The sequence below is a fragment of the Thiohalocapsa sp. genome (assembly GCF_022340605.1).
Lineage (GTDB): Bacteria > Pseudomonadota > Gammaproteobacteria > Chromatiales > Chromatiaceae > Thiohalocapsa.
This window is the reverse complement of record NZ_JAJDNQ010000141.1, coordinates 1-19,745: the sequence shown is the minus strand read 5'-3', so window position 1 is coordinate 19,745 and position 19,745 is coordinate 1. Positions and strand designations below refer to the sequence as shown.

The following is a 19,745-nucleotide window of genomic DNA, read 5'->3' as shown; positions in this document are numbered from 1 at the left end:
GATGGCCGGCAACGACATGGAATCGTCGTCAAACGGACATGCAAACGTCGCGAATCAGTTAATAAACCGAAACGAGCCAGCGCCTTTCACCGGATCTTCATCTGGCTTCAATAGCATCGCAACAATCGCGCGTCACCATACGCTGAATCATCACGGGCAGCAGTATGGGACATGAGCGCAGCATTTGGATCCGACAACGTCGAGCGCATCCATCCGCTCAAGTATCGCAGCATCTGGATCTCCGACGTGCATTTGGGCTTCCGCGGCTGTCAGGCGGAATTCCTGCTCGACTTCCTGCAGGCCACCGAATGCCGACGGCTCTACCTGGTGGGCGACATCATCGACATCTGGGCGATGAAGAACGGCGTCTACTGGCCACAATCCCACAATAACGTGGTGCGCGCCATCCTGGACAAGGCGCGCAATGGCACCGAAGTCATCTATGTACCGGGCAACCATGACGAGCTCCTGCGCGCGCATATCGGCAGCGACTTCGGCAACGTTACGGTGCGCGACGAGGTGGTCCATACCACGGTCGACGGGCGCCGCTTTCTGATCCTGCACGGCGACAAGTTCGACCACGTGGTGCAGAACGAGCCCTGGCTGGCCGTGCTCGGCGCCAAGCTGTATGACTTGCTGCTGTCGGTCAATCACCGCCTGAATTGGGTACGCAGGCGCCTGGGGCTCGGCTACTGGTCGTTGGCGGCCTATCTCAAGCAGCGTGTGAAGAACGCCGTCAATTACATCGGCAACTTCGAGGAGGTCGTCGCGGCCGAGGCCGGTGCATGGGACGTGGACGGCATGATCTGCGGCCACATCCACCATGCCGAGATCCGCGATATCGCCGGCGTGACCTACTGCAACTGCGGCGATTGGGTGGAGAGCTGCACGGCCCTGGTCGAGCACCACAACGGCAGCATGGAGCTGCTGCGCTGGACCGAGGAGCAGGCAGTGCTCACCACCGAATGGCCCCTGCCCGCGGCGGCCGCAGCGATGGCCAAGGCCGGCTGAGGCGACGCCCGCGCCGGCATGCGCGCTACGCCCGGCCGGCCCCGGCGCCGAGCTCGGCCAGCAGCCTGCGGTAGCGCGACCAGTCGAAGGCCGGCCCTGGATCGGTCTTACGTCCGGGTGCCACGTCGCTGTGACCGACGATGCGCTCGCCGGTGATGGCCGGAAAGCGGCGCATGATGTCCGCGGTGAGCACCGCGAGCCGGGCGTACTGCGCGTCGCTAAAAGGCAGATGGTCCGTCCCCTCCAGCTCGACGCCGATGGCGTAGTCGTTACACTCGGCCCGCCCCTGCCAGCAGGAACGGCCCGCGTGCCAGGCACGCTTGCCCAAGTCCACGAACTGCATCGCCTCGCCGTCGCGGCGGATGAACAGGTGGGCGGACACGGGGTTATCCGCGATGGCCGCGAAATAGGGGTGAGCACCGCCATCCAGCCTGCCGCAGAACAACTGCTCCACCCAGGGCCCGCCGAACTCCCCGGGCGGCAGCGAGATGTTGTGGATCACCAGCAGGTCGATGACCGTACCGTCCGGACGCTGGTCGAAGTTGGGCGAATCCACCCGGCGCGCCCCCGGCAGCCAGCCCGGCAGGGCGTCCGTTGACGCGTCGCCGCCTGACGCATCCGCCATCGCCGTCATCCCTGCTGATGCGCCATGCCTTTGATGACGAGGTCGGTCAGGCTGACAATGCCGATCACCTCGCCATGCTCCACCACAGGCGCCCGCGACAGATCGAAGCGTGCGAAGAGCCGCGCGCAATAGCGGATGTCCATGTCCGGCGCGACGGTGATGACGGGCTTGGACATGATCTCGTAGATGTTGACCCGGTCTGGTGCACGGTCCTTCGCCAGCACCTGGCGGGCAATATCGGAGATGAGCACGACACCGTACTCGTCATCGGCGTGGCGCTTGCGGACGATCAGCGACTTGGTGTCCACGTGTCGCATGCGCTCCAGCGCGACGGCGACCGTGTCCATGCCGTCGACTATGTCGAACTGCCGCTTCATGACGTCGCGCACGCGGATGGGCTCGCGTTCAGGCATGCTCAGATCTCCTCCTCTACCTTCTTGGACAGCACGCGGATCTGGTGGCTGATGCCGACGGCATCTTCGACGTCCACCTGAAAGGCAATGCCGCAACCGGTCCGATCCTCGAAATGGCCCACCTCGGCGATGGTCTCGAGGATGCTGCGCGCCAAGTGCTCCTCCACCACCAGCAGCAGCACGTCGCGCTGGGTCTCGAGGGTCAGCCCGAAAAAGGTCTTCTGCTGCTCGGCCCCCTCCCCGCGTGCCGAACTGATGACGGTGGAACCGGTGGCGCCGGCGGCCCGCGCCGCCTCGAGCACCGCCTCGGTCTCGGTCTGCTCCACCAGTGCGATGATCAGCTTGAAGTGCATGGTCAATTCCCCGTGCGGTCCTGCTCGCGCCGGCCCCGGGCCACCAGTGCGGTGAGCTGGGCATAGCCGAGCACGGACATGATCGGAAACAGGCTTGCGAAGGCGATGAGACCAAAGCCGTCCAAGAGCGGGTTGCGATCTGGAATACTGCTGGACAGGCCGAGCCCGAGCGCCGCCACCAGCGGTACTGTGACGGTTGAAGTGGTGACCCCGCCGGAATCATACGCCAGCGCGATGATGGGCTTTGGTGCGAATGCCGTCTGCAAGAGCACGAAGACGTAGCCCGTGATGATGTACCAATGCAGCGGCGTCCCAGTCACGATGCGAAAGGCGCCGAGCGTGATGCCGACGCCGACCCCCAAGGCCACCGCGACCCGCAGGCCGGTGGTGCCGATGGTGCCGGCCGAGGCCCGATTGGCCTTGATGGCAACGGCGATGAGCGAGGGCTCGGCAATGGTGGTGGCGAAGCCGATGGCGAACGCAAACAGGTACACCCAGCCATAGGCACGCCAGTCCGGCGCGCCCGCCACCGCACCGCCGCCGGCGGCGCCGACAAACTCCGGCGCCGTCAGCTGCACCGCCATCAGACGACCGAGCGGGAACAGCGCCGTTTCCAATCCCTGCATGAAAAACGCGAGCCCCAGCAGCACCATGCCGAAGCCCAGCAGAATCCGGCGCGGATTCGCCAGCGGCCGGCGCAGCACCAACACCTGAAAGCCCACCAGCACCGCCAGAATCGGCAACACGTCATCCAGCGTCGCGCAAATGGGCACCAGGGTGTCGATGGCACATGGGGTATCCGCGAACATCGCAGCGGGCACTCAGATCAGCATGCCGTAGACCATGACGAAGATCATGGGCGTCAGCGACGCGAAGGCAATGAGTCCAAAGCCATCCACCAGCGGATTCCGCCCCTCGATGCTGGTGGCGAGACCGACACCGAGCGCGGTGACCAGCGGAACCGTGATGGTCGAGGTGGTCACGCCGCCGGAGTCGTAGGCGATGCCGACGATCTCCGCCGGCGCCAGGGCCGTCATGAGCACCACGCCGGCATAACCGCCAATGATCAGATACTGGATAGGCCAGCCGCGCAGAATGCGCAGCACCCCCACCAACAGCGCGACCCCGACGGCGGCGGCCACGGTCAGCCGCAGCCCGAGCGCATAGGCTTCCTGCGCCGCGGCGCCGGTTGCGATCATGCCGCCGTCGGCTGCCACGGCAGCCGCCTCGTCGGCGACCGCGATAAGCGCGGGCTCCGCCACCGTGGTGCCGAACCCCAGGCCGAAGGCGAAGGCCAGCAGCCAGAACAGGCTGCCCTGGTGCGCCAGGCCCCAGGCCATGCCCTCGCCGAGCGGGAACAGCCCAAGGTTCAGGCCCTGCACAAACAGCGTCAGCCCCAGGACCACCATGCCGATGCCGATGAGCAGACTGGCAAGATCCGCGATGGGCTCACGCAGCACCAGCAACTGGAAAACGGCAATCACGACCACGATCGGTGCCAGATCGCGCAGACTCTGCAGCAGAGCGCCGGCAACCTGAGCAGCGAGGCTACGGGAGCGTCGGATCATCGGCTAGGCAGGGCCGTGGTCCGCGTCTGTGGCGCGGCACCCCATCGGGCGCGAGATGTTGGCATTTGCAGGTGCTGCGATGACTTTCGGACCGCGAATAGTACTAGACTAGTGACAAACAAAGCTCTTGGGTGCCTCAGTACACAGGCCCCGGGCACCGAAGCATGGCATCGGACCAACCAGCACCGCCCGACGCACAGCGCATTGCCTTTCCCCCGGCGACCTTGCAGCGCATGCTCGGCCATTGCACCGAGCGCCTGCAGCGTGAGCTGCCGCCGCTGGTGGATAGCGCATTGCAGCGGGTGGACGACGCGCTCTACGAGTTCGCGGACAAGGCCGAGAGTGATCGCAGCTATGCCAGTTACTTCGAGGCACAACGCTACCTGCGCCACCGGCGCACCAACCTCAAGCGCCGTTTCTTGCGCAACCTGACCGACACGGTGGCCCTGTTCCAGGACGCCGCGCACAACCTGAGACTCACCTCGGAGCGCAGCTTCGATTCCGCGGACCTGCAGATCCTCGCCGAGAAGGACCTCGAAGAATCGCTTGTGCTCACCAACATGATCTCCAAGGCGGAGACGCGCTACATTCGCCCGTTGCGGGATCTAACGCGCCATTTCGGCCAACTGATCGCGCGTCCGGAGCTGGACCAGCGCGACGTCCCCGTGAGTCCGACGGCCATTGCCAATGCCTTCGCCGCGGCGTTGCGCTCCATAGACGCCTTGGACCTGTCCACGGTGCTGGTGGTGCACAAGATCTTCGACCAGCAGGTGATGGACCGCCTGGACGCCTTCTACGCGGGCTGCGTCGAGTATGCCCTCGCGCAGGGCCTCTCACCGTCTTCGCGCAGGCACGAGATCGTCAAGAACGGCGACCAGGCGTCCCCGGCCGAGGCCCAAGCTGCAGCGACCCACAACCACGACGCCCCGACCGAAGCACAGGGGCCGGCCGCGAGCACTGAGCACGCAACGCTGGGCGCCGTGCCGACGGCGCGCCGCGCCGCCGCAAGCAGCCCGACAACCGACACGGCGGCTGGTCATGACAGCGCCGCGAGCATGTTCGAGGCCCTGCGACAGATGCTCGCCGGGGCGCGGCACATCGATCCCAACAGGTCGCCCCAGGCGACACTGGCGACACAGGATTTGATCGCGCTGCTCTCGGGGGTGGAGCCCGAAACGGCACAGCAGGCAGCCGATGTCGCGCTGGCGCCGACCGCCCTTCGCAACGCGGTGGGTGATCGCCTGCGGGCGAGCATGGACCCCACCCAGCCGCGCCGGCTTGCGCCCAACGACGAAGACACCATGGACCTGGTGTTCCTGTTGTTCGAGCAACTGCTCGCCGGCAACGACATGCCGGATGCCATCAAGGTCTTGGTGAGCAGGCTGCAGATCCCCTACGTCAAGCTGGCGCTGATCGACCAGAACTTCTTCGATGACCCGGAGCACCCCGCACGACGCCTGCTGAACCTCATCGCCCAGGCCAGCATCGGCTGGAACGAGAGCGACCGCGACCAGGACGATGGACTCTACGCACGCATCGACCACCTTGTGCAGCGGGTCGTCACCGAGATGTATACGGACCCAGCACTGTTCTCCGCGCTCGAGCATGAGCTCGCACAACATGTGACCGGGGCGCAGGCACAGGCCGCGCTCGCCGAGCAACGGGTCGTGCGCCAGGCCGCCGCGCGCAACGCACGCCGCGGCGCAAGGCGCCGCGCCCTTGCGCTCGTCGAAGCACGCACATCGCGAGAGGACTTGCCACGAATCGTCCGCACCATCCTCGAGGAAGCCTGGCTCGAGGCCATGGTGCGGGCCGATGCCGACGGCGGCGAGCAGGACCGCCGCTGGCGCGCCGGCAAGCGTGTACTGGAGGACCTGGTATGGAGCGTCGCGCCCAAGCGCGACGCGGCCGAGCGGCGAGAGTTGCTGCGGCGCATCCCCGAGTTGCTGCGCGATTTGCGCGCCTGCCTGGGCACCGTCATCGTCGATCAACAGCTCCTGGCCCGCTGGCTCAAGGAACTACAGACGGTTCACATCGCGGCGCTGCGCGGCCAGTCCGCGACGGACCTCGATGGCGAGTTGCGCAGAGAGACGGGCGGCGACGCCGGCGCCGTCTTGCACCCTACGCGCACGACACCCAACGACGCGGACGCGCTGCCCGTCGGCTGCTGGCTCGGCGTCGCCCGCGATGACGGCAGCATTCAGCGGTTCAAGCTCGCCTGGCGCGGCGAGGCCGGAGACCCGCTCCTGTTCGTGGACTGCCTCGGCCGTAAGGGCTTCGAGCTGCCGCAACCCGAGCTGGAGGCATTGCTCGGCCAGGATCTCGCCACGGTCATCGGTACTGGCGAGGTGCCACTCGTGGACCGCGCCATGGAAGCCGTCCGCCAGTCGTTGAGCATCCGGTAACGCGCCGGCACATTAGTGCACCAATGCGCAAGTCCCGAGACCGTCTCAGTTCGTTGTCGTTGTCGTGACCTCAACCGTCCGGACTTTCGATTACGACCACGACCACGAGGGAGCCCGGTCTCGAAATTTCCGCAGCGAAGCACTAGTACGACTGCGCCGAAATGCGACGCGCCACTGGCCGCAGGCCTCGGGCGCGCGGGCCAGGCCCCGCGCCTGCCCTGGCGAGGCGCGCGCAACCACCGTCCCCAAACCCCAGCAGGTCCCCCCATGGCCGTTGCACCACCGAATCCACCCGCACTCGCGGAATCCCTGCCACCGCTGGAGCACATCCGCGCGCATGTGCAGCGCAGCCTTGACGAGGACGTCGGCTCCGGCGACCTGACCGCTGCATTGCTGCCGGCAACGCAATGGGCACGCGCCGAGGTGGTGACCCGCGAGCCGGCGGTGCTGTGCGGACGCAAGTGGTTCGAGTTAGCCTGCACGCTCATCGACGCGCGCGTCGCCGTGCGCTGGCTCGCCGCCGACGGGGACCTGCTCGCGCCGGGGGCTCTACTGTGCCAGATCGAAGGACCGCTGCGGGCGCTGCTGACCGCGGAGCGCACCGCGCTCAACTATCTCCAGACCCTCTCCGGCACCGCGACCCGCGCGCGCCGCTATGCCGATGCGGTCGCGGGGCTGCCGGTGCGCATTCTCGACACCCGCAAGACGCTGCCCGGCCTGCGCCGCGAGCAGAAGTATGCGGTCCGCTGCGGCGGCTGCCACAACCACCGCATGGGTCTCTTCGACGCCGTGCTGATCAAGGAGAACCACATTACCGCCGCCGGCTCCATCGCCGCCGCCGTCGCCTTGGCGCGGCAGCAAGTGCCGCCCGAGGTCCCCGTGGAGATCGAGGTGGAGACGCTCGCCCAGCTCGAGCAGGCGCTCGACGCCGGCGTCGAGCGCGTGCTGCTGGACAATTTCGAGCTCGGCGACCTGCGCCGGGCGGTGTCGCTCAATCAGGGCCGCGCGCGCCTGGAGGCGTCCGGCGGCGTCACCCTGGAGCAGATGCGGGGCATCGCCGAGACCGGGGTCGACGACATCTCCGTGGGGGATCTGACCAAGAGCCTGCTCGCGGCCGACTTGTCCATGCGTCTGCACGTCGATAGCCAAAACTGATCGATATGCCCGCTTAGATCGTAAATTGATATTTCGTATTTTAGAAAATTCTAATATTATTAGCTCCGCTGATGCGCAAACCGCTCGGCGCTTGCTAACCCAGAATCCCAGGAGAAAACAGATGAAAAAGCTTGCTACCGCCGCGGCCGTCGCCGCTCTGCTTGGTGTTTCCGCTTCCGCCAGTGCTTGGTGGGGCCCGGGCTGGGGCGGCCCCGGCTACGGTTCCGGCTGGGGCGACGGCGTCGGCGACTGGTTCAACGACATGTTCGGTGACGGCTACGGCGACTTCAACATGAGCATGTCCGGCGGCGGCCACGGCTGGGGCCGGGGTCGCGGTTATGGCTATGGCCGCGGCTACGGCTATGGCTACGACGCCCCCTACTGGGGTGGCTACGGCGCTCCCTACTGGGGCGGCTACGGCTACCCGGGCTATGCCCCCTACGGCGCGCCTTACGGCATGCCGGGTGCTCCTGTCGCGCCTGCTGCTCCGGCCAACGCCGAAGCGAAGTAAGTCCCTCGGCCTGTCCCGGGCCTGCCGCGCACCGGGCCGCCGTCCGGCGGCTCAGTGCGATCGGCATACGGACCTCAGCGCAAGGACGCGCCCCCCCAAAGCCCCACGCCCAGAGCTCCACATCCAGAGCTCCACATCCAGAGCTCCACATCCAGAGCCCGTCCCCAGGCCTCATCCGAGCCAACCCGACGCCGTTCTCGCGCGCACGACGGCAGCCTGACGCCGCCAAGGCGCGACTCTTGTCCAACACCAACACCTCCCGGTCGTCAGACCGCGCATGCCCTTGGCCCGCCCCAGGCGCGTGGCCACAACCGGCCGACACCGTTCGGACGGCACCTGTCTCTCTCAGGCCCCATTGCCCGAGGCTGCATGGCCCACGGCATCCACCCGCCGTTCCACACCTTCAGCCCCGCGCTGGCGCAGCACGTCGTGCAGGCGCTCCTCCAGTCCCGCGATGATCCGCCCCCAGCTCAAGGACTCGGCCGCGTGCCGGGCCGCCTCGCGCATGCGCTGGAGTTGCGCCGACCGTTCCACCGCTTCGAGGACTCCGGCGATGAAGGCATCATCATCGCCGCAGGGCGCCAGCAAGCCGTTGCTGCCGTGGCGAATATGCTCGTGTGCGGCAGCGTAGTCGAAGGCATTGACCAGCAGGCCGCTGGCCATGGCCTCCGTGACGACGTTGCCAAAGGTCTCGGTCAGGCTCGGAAACAGGAACAGATCGCCACTCGCGTAGTGCGCGGCGAGCTCTTCCCCCACTTTGGCGCCGACGAAGCGGCAGCCCGGATGACTGCGCGCCAGGCGGGCGCGCTCGGGCCCATCACCCACCAGCACACAGCGCAGATTGTCGAAGCGCGCGCTCAGGGCTTCCATGCAGGCCAGCGCCAGGTGGATGTTCTTCTCTGCGGCGATGCGCCCGACATACAGCGCCACCAGATCCTGCTCACCGCAGCCCCAAGCGCGGCGCAGCGCGTCGTTGCGCCGGGCCGGATCGAACAGCGTCGTGTCGACGCCGCGGCTGAACACATGCACGTTGTGAAAGCCCGCCTCGTTGAGCTGCGCGCGGAGCGCCGAAGTGGGGACCAGCGTCGCATCGGAGCGATTGTGGAAATTCTTCAGCGTATTGACGATGGGCTGGGTGAGCAGACCGAGACCGTAGTGGCGGCTGTACTGGTGAAACTGCGTGTGGAAGCCGGTGACCACCGGAATGGACACCCTACGCGCGGCGTTCAGCGCCGCGTGGCCCAGCGGCCCTTGGGTGGCCACATAGACCACATGTGGACGCAGGCGCGCCCAAATATTGCGCAAGCGCCAGTAGACCGGCAGGCCGAAACGCAACCCCTGGTAACCCGGAATCGGCAGACCCGGCACCAGGAACTGCCCGCGCGGGCCGCGCCCGCGGCCATCGGCGGCTTGGCGCGGGCGCACCAGCAACACATGGTGGCCGCGGCCCGCCAGCCCCGTCACCAACTGCCGCATGGTGTTGGCGACGCCGTTGATCTCCGGTGGGTAAGTCTCGGTGACGACGCCGATGCGCATTGGCTGTAAAGACTGGCTGTGCATGGGTTCGCCCTGCGCGTGCCGGGCGCCGCTATGCCCGGCGAGCGAGTACGGCGGCCGTGCGCCGGCCGAAGCGCTCGCCTTCTGCGGCAACGGCCTCTCCCGTCTGCCGCGAGAGCTGGCCGGTGATGGCGGCGTGGGCCGCGTCGGCCATCTGCCGCCGGCCCGCGCCGGCGCCATCCACTGGCGGCAGAAAGGTTACGGTAACCGCCAGCGCCGGATGCCGCAGCACGCGCCAGAGGTGGGCCAACAGAGTGTCGTCGCCGATGAACGGCGCCGTCGCATCCGGCTCGACGCCATGACCGTAGCGGATCGCCACCGGCTGTACCACGGTGCCGTCACACTCCGCGGCGGCAAACAGACGGGCGTGGAAGCGTCGCAGCGCGCGCCCGTCACTGGTGGTGCCTTCCGGAAAGATCACGACACTCGCCCCATCGCGCAACTGCTGCGCGATGCAGCGCGCCATCTCAGCCGCCTGATGGGCGCCCCGCTGCATGAACAACGTGCCAGCGGTGGCGGCCATCCAGCCCACGACCGGCCATTGGCGCACCTCCGCCTTGGAGACGAAGCAAAGCGGCGCCGTTCCGCCCACAACCGGGATATCCAGCCAGGAGACATGGTTTGCGACGACCAGCGCCCCGCGTGCCGGCGTACCCTGCTGAGATACATGCAGCGCCAGGCAGCGCAGCAGCCGACGGTGCCACCAGCACACCAACGCCGGCTGCCAGGGCCGGGGCACCCGCGCCAGGCCCAGCGATGCCACACCGGCGGACAGGACCGCGCCCGTAAGCACATGCTCCAGGAGACGCAGCGCCCGCCATGTCGGCATCAGGGCCCGAATCCGGGCCGGAATCAGAATGGGCTGCGTGCTCAATGCTCTCCGACGCGTTCCAAGAAATGTCTCGCATAGGCGGGATTGATCTCGCTCAGCTTCAAGAGCATCAGGACGTCTCCCACCTCGAAATCCGGATCCCGGCAGGCTTCTCCACAGGCGCGCGCACCGAGCCGCACATAGGCCTTGAGCAATGCCGGCAACGGGGCGTCGAGGATGCCCTCCGGCACATCGGTACAGCGCAGCGGCGTCTTCGGCGTCGCGCGCAGCTCCGGCGGCGCCATGGCCTGCCGGCGCAGTCGGTTCATGATGGCCGCCGCCTGAAGGTCGCCCTCGCCCAGCGGCACCGACGCGCAGCCGAACAGGTAGTCGATTCCATGCAACTGGACGTATCCGGCGATACCGGACCAGAGTACCGCGATGACCGCGCCCTGGCGACACTGCGCGGAGACACAGGTGCGGCCCACCTCCAGCAGCTTGCCCGGCAGGCGCGGGATAGCACCGAGATCGAATTCGCTCTCGGAGTAGAAGCCGCCGGTCCGATGAGCATCGGCACTGTTCAATAGGCGCGTACAGCCCACCACGGCGCCAGTCTTGGTCTCACGCACCAGCAGGTGGTGACAATAGGCGTCGAAGTCATCGACATCGAGCCCGGCGTGCCCCTGTTTGAGCTTGGCGCCCATCTCTTCGCCGAAGATGCGATAACGCAGCGCCTGCGCTTGGCGCACGGCCTCCGGGCCAACGGCCAGCTCCACGAACAGCCGCTCCCCGCGCCTGACGGGGAGCGCAGACGCATTGATCCTCATGACTCAACCCCATCGCTGGATCATCGGCAAATTGAGCAAAATAGCCCAATAGCGTTGCAGATTCATGAGGGAAATATGACCGAAATATGTCAGCGTTTTCCCCAGACGCATCAGGGTGCATGGCTGCGCAGCGAAATCACCGGCCAGCCGCGGTCGTGGGCGATCTCTGCCAGCAGCGGGTCCGGGTCCACGGCCACCGGCTTGTCCACCCGCTCCAGCAATGGCAGGTCATTGTTGGAATCGCTGTAGAACTGGCTGCCGGCGAGGTCGCCGCCATGCGCGGCGAGCCATTGCTGCAAGCGCACGACCTTGCCCTCGCGGAACGCGGGTACGCCAGCCACACGGCCGGTGAAGCCCGCGCCGTCGCGCTCTGGCTCGGTGGCGATCAGGTGGGGGATGCCGAAGCGCTCGGCGATGGGGGCGGTCACGAACGAGTTGGTCGCCGTGATCACGAGCAGCGTGTCACCGGCGCGCCGGTGGCGCTCCACCAGTTCCCGCGCCGGGCGACCGATCAGCGGCTCGATGCGGGCCGCCATGAACTCCGCGCGCCATGTGAGCAGCGCATCCGGTGGATTGTCGCGCAGCGGCCGCAGGGCGAAGGCGAGAAAGGCGTCGATGTCGAGGCAGCCGGCCTTGTAGTCCGCGTAAAACCGGGCGTTTGCGGCCTCGTAGGCGGCGCCGTCGACAATGCCGCGCTCCACCAGGTACTGCCCCCACAGGTAGTCCGAATCACCCGAGAGCAGCGTATTGTCCAGATCAAAAAGGGCGAGCGGCATGGTACGGCACGACGAGTCCGGCCCTGGCAAAGCGCGAAGGCTAGCGGAACACGCACACATCAGCAAAGACTGAAATACTTGTGGATTTGCCCGGCCCCGTGGGGTTGTGGAAAAATGCGGCGGGACTCAATGAGGTACGCCGCCTTGATAGACCCGGACGGTTTTCGCCCCAACGTCGGCATCATCCTGTGCAACGAACAGCGCCGACTGTTCTGGGGGCGGCGTATTGGCCAGAACGCTTGGCAGTTTCCCCAAGGCGGCATCAGGTCGGACGAGACACCGCTGGAGGCCATGTACCGGGAGCTGGAGGAAGAGGTCGGCCTGACGGCTGACAAGGTCACCGTGCTCGGCTGCACCCAGGGCTGGCTGCGTTACCGGCTGCCGCGGCGATTCATACGGCGCCGCTGCGGGCCCACCTGCATCGGGCAAAAGCAGGTGTGGTTCATGCTGCGCGTGGACTGCGGCGAGGGCGAGTTCTGCCTGGATCGCTCCGCCAAGCCGGAGTTCGACGCCTGGCGCTGGGTGCGCTACTGGTACCCGCTGCGCGAGGTGGTCTATTTCAAGCGCCACGTCTACGCCCGCGCGCTGGAAGAGCTGGCACCACTGCTGTATCCGGAGGGTGTGCCGCAGCCGGACCCCGCGGAGCTCGCCACCGAGCACCTGCCCGAGGGCGAGGCCAGGCAGCATCTGCGCAGCGAACCGGAAGACCCGCGGCGCCATGTCGCGCCGGCTCGGCTCGCCGGCTCCATGCGCCAACGCCGTCGCTGACAACCGGCCTCTCGCCCACGGGAGCACGGCTCAGGGTCATGCTCGCCACGCTGCGTCGCATCATCGAAACCGTCGACAAGGCGCCATCGCTGGACGCCGCGCTGTCGGTGCTCGTGCGCGAGGTGAAGCAGGCGATCGGCGCCGACGTCTGTTCGGTCTATCTCACCGATCCCGAGCGCCGCGAGCACGTGCTGATGGCGGCCGACGGCCTGCCGGCGGACGCCGTCGGCCGGGTGCGCATCCCGCTGCACCGCGGGCTCATCGGCCGCACCGCCGAGCGCGCCGACATCGTCAACCTGGACGATGCCACCACCCATCCCAACTACCTGGCCATCACCGGCAGCGGCGAGGAACCGCTGCACGCGTTCCTCGGCGTGCCGATCATCCAACACCGCAAGGTGCTGGGCGTGCTGGTGCTGCGCCAGCGTGCGCCGCGGCGCTTCGCCGATGAAGAGGTCACCTTCGTCGTCACGCTGGCGGTGCAACTAGCGGCCGCCATCGCCCTGGCGCGCAGCACCGGCGAATTGGTCGGGCTACCGCCCGATCCCGGTCTGCCAGCGCGCTACCTGGAGGGCATTGCGGCCGCACCGGGTGTCGGCACCGGCACCGGCTTCGTCGTCTATCCGCCCGCGGACCTGGACGCGGTACCCGACAAGCCGGCGGCGGACCCGGATGCCGAGATCGAGCTCTTCCGCACCGCCGTGGCCGGCGTCGCCGCGGACATCGCCCGGCTGGGCGCGCGCATGGGCGGCGCGCTCCGCGACGAGGATCAGGCCCTATTCGAGGCCTGGCGGCTCATGCTCGAGAGCGAAAGCTTCGTCGCCGACACCATCGAGCGCATCCGCGCCGGTAACTGGGCGCAGGGCGCCCTGCGCGACACCGTCGCCGAGCTGCTGGCGGAGTTCGACCGCATCGACGACCCCTATCTGCGCGAGCGCGGCGCCGATGTGCGCGACCTGGGCCGGCAGGTCTTGTTGCGCCTGCAGCGCGGCGCCCCGGCGACGACCGCCTATCCCGAGCAGACGCTGCTGGTGGGGGACGAGATCAGCGCCATGCAGATCGCCGCCGTGCCGCGCGGGTCGCTCGCAGGCATCGTCAGCCGCCGCGGCTCGGCGTCGTCGCACGTGGCGATACTCGCGCGCGGCATGGGCGTGCCGGCCGCGCTGGGCGTGCTGGAACTCCCGGTGAGCCGGCTCGAAGGCCGGTCGATGATCGTCGACGGCTACCGCGGCCGGGTCTATATGCAGCCGTCCGCGGCGGTGACCGCCGAGTACCGCCGCCTCGCCGCCGAGGAGCGGGCCTTCTCGGCGGAGCTGGAGGCCCTGCGCAACCTGCCTGCCGAGACCACCGACGGCTTCGCGCTACCGCTGTACCTGAACACGGGCCTGGTGCTGGAGCAACGGCCGCTGGGCATGGACGAGTCCGCCGGCGTCGGCCTTTATCGCACCGAGCTGCCGTTCATGGTGAGCGACCGCTTCCCGGGCGAGGAGGCGCAGTTGCGCAACTACCGCCGGGTGCTGGAGACCTTCGCGCCGCGGCCGGTGACCATCCGCACCCTGGATGTCGGCGGCGACAAGCAACTGCCCTACTTTCCGGTAACGGAGTCCAATCCCTTCCTCGGCTGGCGCGGCATCCGCATCACCCGCGACCATCCGGAGATCTTCATGACCCAGGTGCGCGCCATGCTGCGCGCCGCCATCGGGCTCGACAACTTGCAGCTCCTGCTGCCCATGATCACCAGCGTCGACGAGCTGGACGATGCGCTCACCCTGATCCAGCGCGCCTGCGACGAGCTCGCAGCCGAGGGTCATCCCGTGCGTTTGCCGCCGGTGGGTGCGATGGTCGAGGTGCCCGCTGCCGTGTATCAGGCCGATCTGCTGGCCCGGCGCATGTCCTTCCTGTCCGTGGGCACCAACGACCTCACCCAATACCTGCTGGCCGTGGACCGCAACAACGCCCGTGTCGCCGCGCTGTACGACGAATTCCATCCGGCCGTATTGCGCGCGCTGATGCAGGTAGTGGAGGGCGCCCGCGCCTATGGCCGCGAGGTGAGTGTCTGCGGCGAGCTGGCGGGCGACCCGCGCGCCACACCGCTGTTGCTCGGTATGGGCGTGCACAGCCTCAGCATGGGCGCCGGCAGCCTGCTGCGGGTCAAGGGTGTACTGCGCAGCATCAGCCGCACCCGCGCCAAGGAGGTGCTGGGCCGGGCGCTGCTGTGCGAGACCGGCGCCTGCGTGCGCCGGCTGTGCATGGAGATGTTGGAGGAGATCGGACTCGGCGGCCTGGTGCGCCCCGGGCGCTGACACAGGGCGGCCGGCGTGGCAAAGAAGCTGGCACATGCAGACAGTGGAAGACGCCGAATGCGCCGGCGTTGTACTCGTACCCCATTTCAGGCACTTTTGCAGGGCGCCAACCCGGGTGGGGCTAAAGCCGAGGAACCTGGTCGAAGTCTCTGCTCGTTGTCGTTGTCGTGCTCGAATATTCGACAACGACAACGACAACGACAACGACAACGACAACGAAAGCAAGATTAGGAGAAGCGCCGCGCTAGGCCAGCACCCGCGCTAGGCCAGCACCGGATAGACCGGATCCACCCTGTCCAGCGGCAGCGACGCACCGGCCGGCGACAAGGGCGCGTAGCGCTGCACGGTCGCCGCATCCAAGCGTCCGGCCACCTGGTGCAGCTCGGTGAGCCGTGCCCCCTGGCGCACCAGGTGGGCGAGATAGGTATGGCGCAGGACCTCGGCCGAGACCTCCGCGGCATGGGCAAGGCCCGCGTCGAGGGCCAGCAACGGAATGCGGCCGGCGAGCTCGTCGGCTGCGGCCGGCGACGGCCAGGCAGGCAGCGCTGCGGCGCCCGCGAGCAAGGTCAACAGCGCCGGCGGCAGCGCAATGCGCCGAGCGTCGGAGGGGACCGTCACCGTGCCTGCGTCCAGGTCGAAATCCGCCGCCGTCAGCGCGCCGATCTCAGGCAGGTCGAGTCCGCACAGCAACAGGCCCATGAGCTGCCGCTCGGCGTCGTCGGCAAGCTCCCACAGCGCCTCCACCTCGCCACCCATGAGCTGGCGGCGCGGGGCACCGGACAGGTCGGCACGGGGCAGGGCGGCAGGCGTGCCCCGCTGGTGTCCGAGCCTGGCGCCAGCATCGGCTCCCGGCAGCCGCGACGGGTGGTCACCCGCGACAGCGTCGTCCCAGATGCGCACGCCGGTCATCGGTGGGCCGCGGCGCGGGCGACGACTGGCGTCGAACAGCATCACGCCCGCCAGGGTCAGCAGGCCCGCGCCGCCGGCGGCGATGACGGACAACCCCAGATCTCGCAGGTAGTTCGGGCGCACGGGGTCCCGCGGCGGATGCGCGGGCTCGATGATCTCGATTTGCGGGTAGCCGTCGATGGCCTTGGTTTCCACGGCTACCCGCTCACCCTCGGTGCGCCGCTGCATCTCGTCCAGGGCGGCGAGATCCGACTTCAGGTCTTGGTAGGCTTCGAAGTCGGCGCTGAAGCGCGAGGCGACGTGCTTTTGCTCGGTGAGCTCGCGCTGCAACCGGAAGCGCCGGTCGGTGGCGGTCTCCGCCTCCCGCCGTGCCGCCGTCAGTGCCGCCTGTGCGCCCTCGTGCCGCACCGCCTCGATGCGCGCCTGCACGCGCTCGAGCTGCTCCACCAGCGCGCGCTTGTCCGGGTCGTTCTGGATGAACATGTCCGTGTAGCGCTTGCGCAGGTGCCGGACCTGCACCACCAGCTCCGCCTCCTGCTGCTTGAGCTGTGCAAGTGCCGTCGCCTGCTGCTCGGCGATCAGCGGCTCACCGCCGGCGCTGGCCGCCTCCACCGCCGCGAGCTGGGCCTTGGCCTTGATCTGGGCGTCCTCGGCGTCGGCAAGAGACGCCTGCAAGCTATTCAGACGCTGGAGCGCCCGGTTGCTGTCGCGCTCGAGGGTGACGATGTCGTGGCGCTCGCGAAAGCGCGTCAGCGCCGCGCGCTTGGCGGCGATCGTCGCCTCCAGGGCGTCGCCCTGCTCGGCCAGCTTGGTCAGCTCCGTGCCAACGCGTGCCTCGATCTCACGCTGGCGCAGCGCCTCGTACGCGTCCAGCCAGGCATTCACCAGCCCGGCGAGCAGCAACGGCGGGCCGCCCTCGGCGCTCAGCTCCACCAGGTTGGTACCGGGCACCGGATCCACGGCGAGCATCGGGCGCAGATCATCGGGCGTCGGTGGCGGGTTATCGCCCGCGGCCTTGGTCCGCTTCAGGGTTTCCGTGAGCAACTCGCGGCCCAGCAACAGCTTGCGCTGGATCGCCACGTTCTGGAGATCGGCCTCGCTGCCGCCGACGCCGTTGCGCTCGGCCGGCACCTTGGTGAGCACCGTGGCCGTGGCGCGATAGACGGGTGGTCTTGCGTAATTCCACAGCGTCGCCGGCACCAGAACCAACGCGAACGCGGCGAGAAACCAGAGCGCCAGCGACAGGGGGCCGCGCCGCGGCGGCTGCGCGCGCGCCTGCTCGGCGCCGGTCACGACCTCGATGCGCGGAACCGGGCCATCGGTCCGCGGACCGGGCAGCTCCAGCGGGCTCGGACCATCGATGCGATAGCGCGCGTCGCTCAACATGCCCTCTCGGGTTCTGCGGGCGGGGCGCCCGCGGACTCGTCGGGGAATCGGCGCATCTGGCGCCGACGGGCTGCCGCTCCGCTCAACCGGCGGCGTGGTAGGGCCGGCTCAGCTCGTGCACCGCCTCCACCATCACCGCCGCATGCTCGGGGTCGGCGTCCGGGTGGATACCATGACCGAGATTGAACACGTGGCCACTGCCGGCACCGTAGCTCGCCAGCACCCGGCCCACCTCGCGGTGGATACGCTCCGGCGAGGCATACAGGGTGCAGGGATCGAGATTGCCCTGCAAGGCAACCTTGTCCTTCACCATACGGCGGGCGTCGGAGAGCTCAGTGGTCCAGTCCACGCCGAGGGCGTCGCAGCCGGTCTCCGCCATACGGTCAAGCCATTGGCCCGCGCCCTTCGAGAACAGCACCACCGGCACGCGGCGGCCGTCGGCCTCGCGGGTCAGGCCGTCGACAATGCGCTCCATGTAGCGGAGCGAGAACTCGCGGAAGTCGCCCGGGGTCAGCACGCCGCCCCAGGTATCGAATACCATGGCCACCTGGGCGCCGGCCGCGATCTGGGCGTTGAGATAGAGCGTCACGGCATCGGCCACCTTGCCGAGCAGCGCGTGCATCAGGTCCGGGCGGTCGAACATCATCGCCTTGCTGAGCGCGAAGTGCTTGGTGGTGCCGCCCTCGATCATGTAGGTGGCGAGCGTCCAGGGGCTGCCGGAGAAGCCGATGAGCGGCACGCGGCCGGCGAGCTCGCGGCGGATCACCCGCACCGCATCCATGACGTAGCGCAGCTCGTCCTCCGGGTCGGGCACGCGGATGCGGTCCACGTCGGCCTGCGAGCGCACCGGATGCTCGAAGTGCGGCCCTTCGCCCTCGGCGAAATAGAGCCCGAGACCCATGGCGTCCGGCACCGTCAGGATGTCGGAGAACAGGATGGCGGCATCCAGCGGGAACCGCTCCAGTGGCTGGATAGTCACCTCGCAGGCGAGCTCGGGGTTGCGGCAAAGGTCCATGAAGCTGCCGGCCCGCGCGCGGGTCTCGCGATACTCGGGGAGATATCGCCCGGCCTGGCGCATCATCCAGACTGGGGTGTAGTCGACGGGTTCGCGCAGCAGGGCGCGCAGCAGGGTGTCGTTGGAGAGCTCGTTCACGGGGCAGGATTCCGGCGGCGTGGTGGTTTGGGATGATCGTTGTGCCGCGCAGCATACTACAGGGGTCGGCCCGGCGAGCAATGCGCCGGGCCATGACGGACGCGCGTCGGCCGGCAGAAGGAAGGGTGCTGCACTGCGGCGCTGGGTCAGTACAATGCCCGGATGGAAGACGTCTCCGCGATCCTCGACAACCTGAACGAGGCCCAGCGCACCGCCGTCACGGCGAGCGCGGGCAACCGCCTGGTGCTCGCCGGCGCCGGCTCCGGCAAGACGCGGGTGCTGGTGCACCGCATCGCTTGGCTGATCCAGGTTGAGCAGGTGCCGCCGTGGTCGCTGCTGGCGGTGACTTTCACCAACAAGGCCGCCCGCGAGATGAAGCAGCGCATCGAGCAGATGCTGCACCAGCCGATCGGCGGTATGTGGGTGGGCACCTTCCACGGCCTGGCGCATCGGTTTCTGCGCGCCCACTGGCAGGACGCCAAGCTGCCGCAGCAATTCCAGATCCTGGACTCGGACGATCAGTTCCGGCTGGTGCGCCGCATCCTCAAGGAGATGACGCTGGACGAGGCGCGCTGGCCGCCGCGGCAGGTGCAGGGCTTCATCAACAAGCACAAGGATGAGGGGCACCGCGCGCAGCACGTGGACGGCGGCGGCGACTTCTACCAGCACCAGATGATCGACATCTACAAGCGCTATCAGGACGCCTGTGAGGCCGCGGGCGTCGTGGACTTCGCGGAGCTGCTGCTGCGCGCGCACGAGGTGCTGCGCGACCGCCCGGACATCCTGCACCACTACCGCGAGCGCTTCCGGCACATCCTGGTGGACGAGTTCCAGGACACCAACGCCATCCAGTACGCCTGGCTGCGCCTCCTGGCAGGTGAGCGCGACAACCTGTTCCTGGTGGGTGACGACGACCAAAGCATCTACGGCTGGCGCGGCGCCAAGGTGGAGCACATCCAGCGCTTCCAGCGCGAGTATCCGAACACCGAGGTCGTGCGGCTGGAGCAGAACTACCGCTCCACCGGCAATATTCTGAGCGCCGCCAACACGCTCATCGCCAATAATCCCACACGGCTCGGCAAGAACCTCTGGACCGAGGACGGCGCCGGCGAGCCCATCCGCGTCTACGCCGCCTTCAACGAGGTGGACGAGGCGCGCTTCGTCGTCGAGCGCATCCGCAAGTACTGCGTGGACGAAGGCACCGCCCGCGCCGA

At 68.1% G+C, this 19,745-nt stretch carries 16 protein-coding genes and 1 pseudogene; 7 read left to right on the top strand and 10 right to left on the bottom strand.

What is annotated here, in order from left to right:
• Nucleotides 1-171 precede the first annotated feature (171 nt).
• On the top strand, nt 172-1,011 hold the full coding sequence (locus LJE69_RS17425; RefSeq protein ID WP_296927304.1) for a UDP-2,3-diacylglucosamine diphosphatase: 840 nt from the start codon (nt 172-174) through the stop codon (nt 1,009-1,011).
• Nucleotides 1,012-1,036: 25 nt separating this feature from the next.
• Here the strand turns inward: LJE69_RS17425 and ampD are convergent, their stop codons facing one another.
• The 4 genes and pseudogenes from ampD to LJE69_RS17405 form a co-directional block, all read right to left on the bottom strand.
• A complete protein-coding gene (ampD, locus tag LJE69_RS17420; RefSeq protein ID WP_296927303.1) occupies nt 1,037-1,636 on the bottom strand; it encodes a 1,6-anhydro-N-acetylmuramyl-L-alanine amidase AmpD in 600 nt (199 codons plus the stop codon).
• A gap of 5 nt (nt 1,637-1,641) precedes the next feature.
• Complete coding sequence (locus LJE69_RS17415; RefSeq protein ID WP_296927302.1) at nt 1,642-2,049, bottom strand: CBS domain-containing protein; 408 nt, start codon at nt 2,047-2,049, stop codon at nt 1,642-1,644.
• A gap of 2 nt (nt 2,050-2,051) precedes the next feature.
• Nucleotides 2,052-2,402, bottom strand: coding sequence for a P-II family nitrogen regulator (locus LJE69_RS17410; RefSeq protein ID WP_296927301.1), 351 nt, complete (start codon nt 2,400-2,402; stop codon nt 2,052-2,054).
• A 2-nt stretch (nt 2,403-2,404) separates the two neighbouring features.
• Nucleotides 2,405-3,970 (bottom strand): annotated as a pseudogene (locus LJE69_RS17405) (DUF1538 domain-containing protein).
• A 164-nt stretch (nt 3,971-4,134) separates the two neighbouring features.
• Between LJE69_RS17405 and LJE69_RS17400 the strand changes: the two are divergent.
• The 3 genes from LJE69_RS17400 (at nt 4,135) to LJE69_RS17390 (ending at nt 8,041) form a co-directional block, all read left to right on the top strand.
• On the top strand, nt 4,135-6,375 hold the full coding sequence (locus LJE69_RS17400) for a DUF1631 family protein (protein WP_296927300.1): 2,241 nt from the start codon (nt 4,135-4,137) through the stop codon (nt 6,373-6,375).
• 267 nt (nt 6,376-6,642) lie between these two features.
• Nucleotides 6,643-7,530 (top strand): carboxylating nicotinate-nucleotide diphosphorylase, encoded by an 888-nt coding sequence (gene nadC, locus LJE69_RS17395; RefSeq protein WP_296927299.1) that lies wholly within the window; start codon nt 6,643-6,645, stop codon nt 7,528-7,530.
• 121 nt (nt 7,531-7,651) lie between these two features.
• Complete coding sequence (locus LJE69_RS17390) at nt 7,652-8,041, top strand: sulfur globule family protein (protein WP_296927298.1); 390 nt, start codon at nt 7,652-7,654, stop codon at nt 8,039-8,041.
• A gap of 345 nt (nt 8,042-8,386) precedes the next feature.
• Here LJE69_RS17390 and LJE69_RS17385 read toward each other — a convergent pair whose 3' ends face one another.
• From LJE69_RS17385 to LJE69_RS17370, 4 genes are all read right to left on the bottom strand, one after another.
• Complete coding sequence (locus tag LJE69_RS17385) at nt 8,387-9,601, bottom strand: glycosyltransferase family 1 protein (RefSeq protein ID WP_296927297.1); 1,215 nt, start codon at nt 9,599-9,601, stop codon at nt 8,387-8,389.
• A gap of 28 nt (nt 9,602-9,629) precedes the next feature.
• Nucleotides 9,630-10,427 carry a 1-acyl-sn-glycerol-3-phosphate acyltransferase gene (locus LJE69_RS17380; protein ID WP_296927296.1) on the bottom strand — a complete coding sequence of 266 codons (798 nt, stop codon included), beginning with the start codon at nt 10,425-10,427 and terminating at the stop codon, nt 9,630-9,632.
• Nucleotides 10,428-10,468: 41 nt separating this feature from the next.
• Entirely contained in the window at nt 10,469-11,236 is a 768-nt protein-coding gene (locus LJE69_RS17375; protein WP_296927295.1) for a GNAT family N-acyltransferase, read from the bottom strand.
• Nucleotides 11,237-11,346: 110 nt separating this feature from the next.
• Nucleotides 11,347-12,012 (bottom strand): HAD family phosphatase, encoded by a 666-nt coding sequence (locus tag LJE69_RS17370; protein ID WP_296927294.1) that lies wholly within the window; start codon nt 12,010-12,012, stop codon nt 11,347-11,349.
• Between the two features lie 144 nt (nt 12,013-12,156).
• On the opposite strand from LJE69_RS17370, the gene LJE69_RS17365 reads away from it, so the two are divergent.
• Entirely contained in the window at nt 12,157-12,780 is a 624-nt protein-coding gene (locus tag LJE69_RS17365; RefSeq protein WP_296927293.1) for an RNA pyrophosphohydrolase, read from the top strand.
• Between the two features lie 38 nt (nt 12,781-12,818).
• Nucleotides 12,819-15,083: a phosphoenolpyruvate--protein phosphotransferase gene (gene ptsP, locus LJE69_RS17360; RefSeq protein ID WP_296927292.1), complete on the top strand. Its 2,265-nt coding sequence runs from the start codon at nt 12,819-12,821 to the stop codon at nt 15,081-15,083.
• Nucleotides 15,084-15,344: 261 nt separating this feature from the next.
• On the opposite strand, the gene LJE69_RS17355 is transcribed toward ptsP, so the two are convergent.
• Together LJE69_RS17355 and hemE are read right to left on the bottom strand one after the other, a co-directional pair.
• Nucleotides 15,345-17,375, bottom strand: a complete 2,031-nt coding sequence (locus LJE69_RS17355; RefSeq protein ID WP_296927291.1) for a hypothetical protein — start codon at nt 17,373-17,375, stop codon at nt 15,345-15,347.
• 85 nt (nt 17,376-17,460) lie between these two features.
• Complete coding sequence (gene hemE / locus LJE69_RS17350) at nt 17,461-18,531, bottom strand: uroporphyrinogen decarboxylase (protein WP_296927290.1); 1,071 nt, start codon at nt 18,529-18,531, stop codon at nt 17,461-17,463.
• 162 nt (nt 18,532-18,693) lie between these two features.
• Here hemE and LJE69_RS17345 point away from each other — a divergent pair.
• A partial coding sequence (locus LJE69_RS17345; RefSeq protein ID WP_296927289.1) for a UvrD-helicase domain-containing protein occupies nt 18,694-19,745 on the top strand: 1,052 nt, incomplete at its 3' end.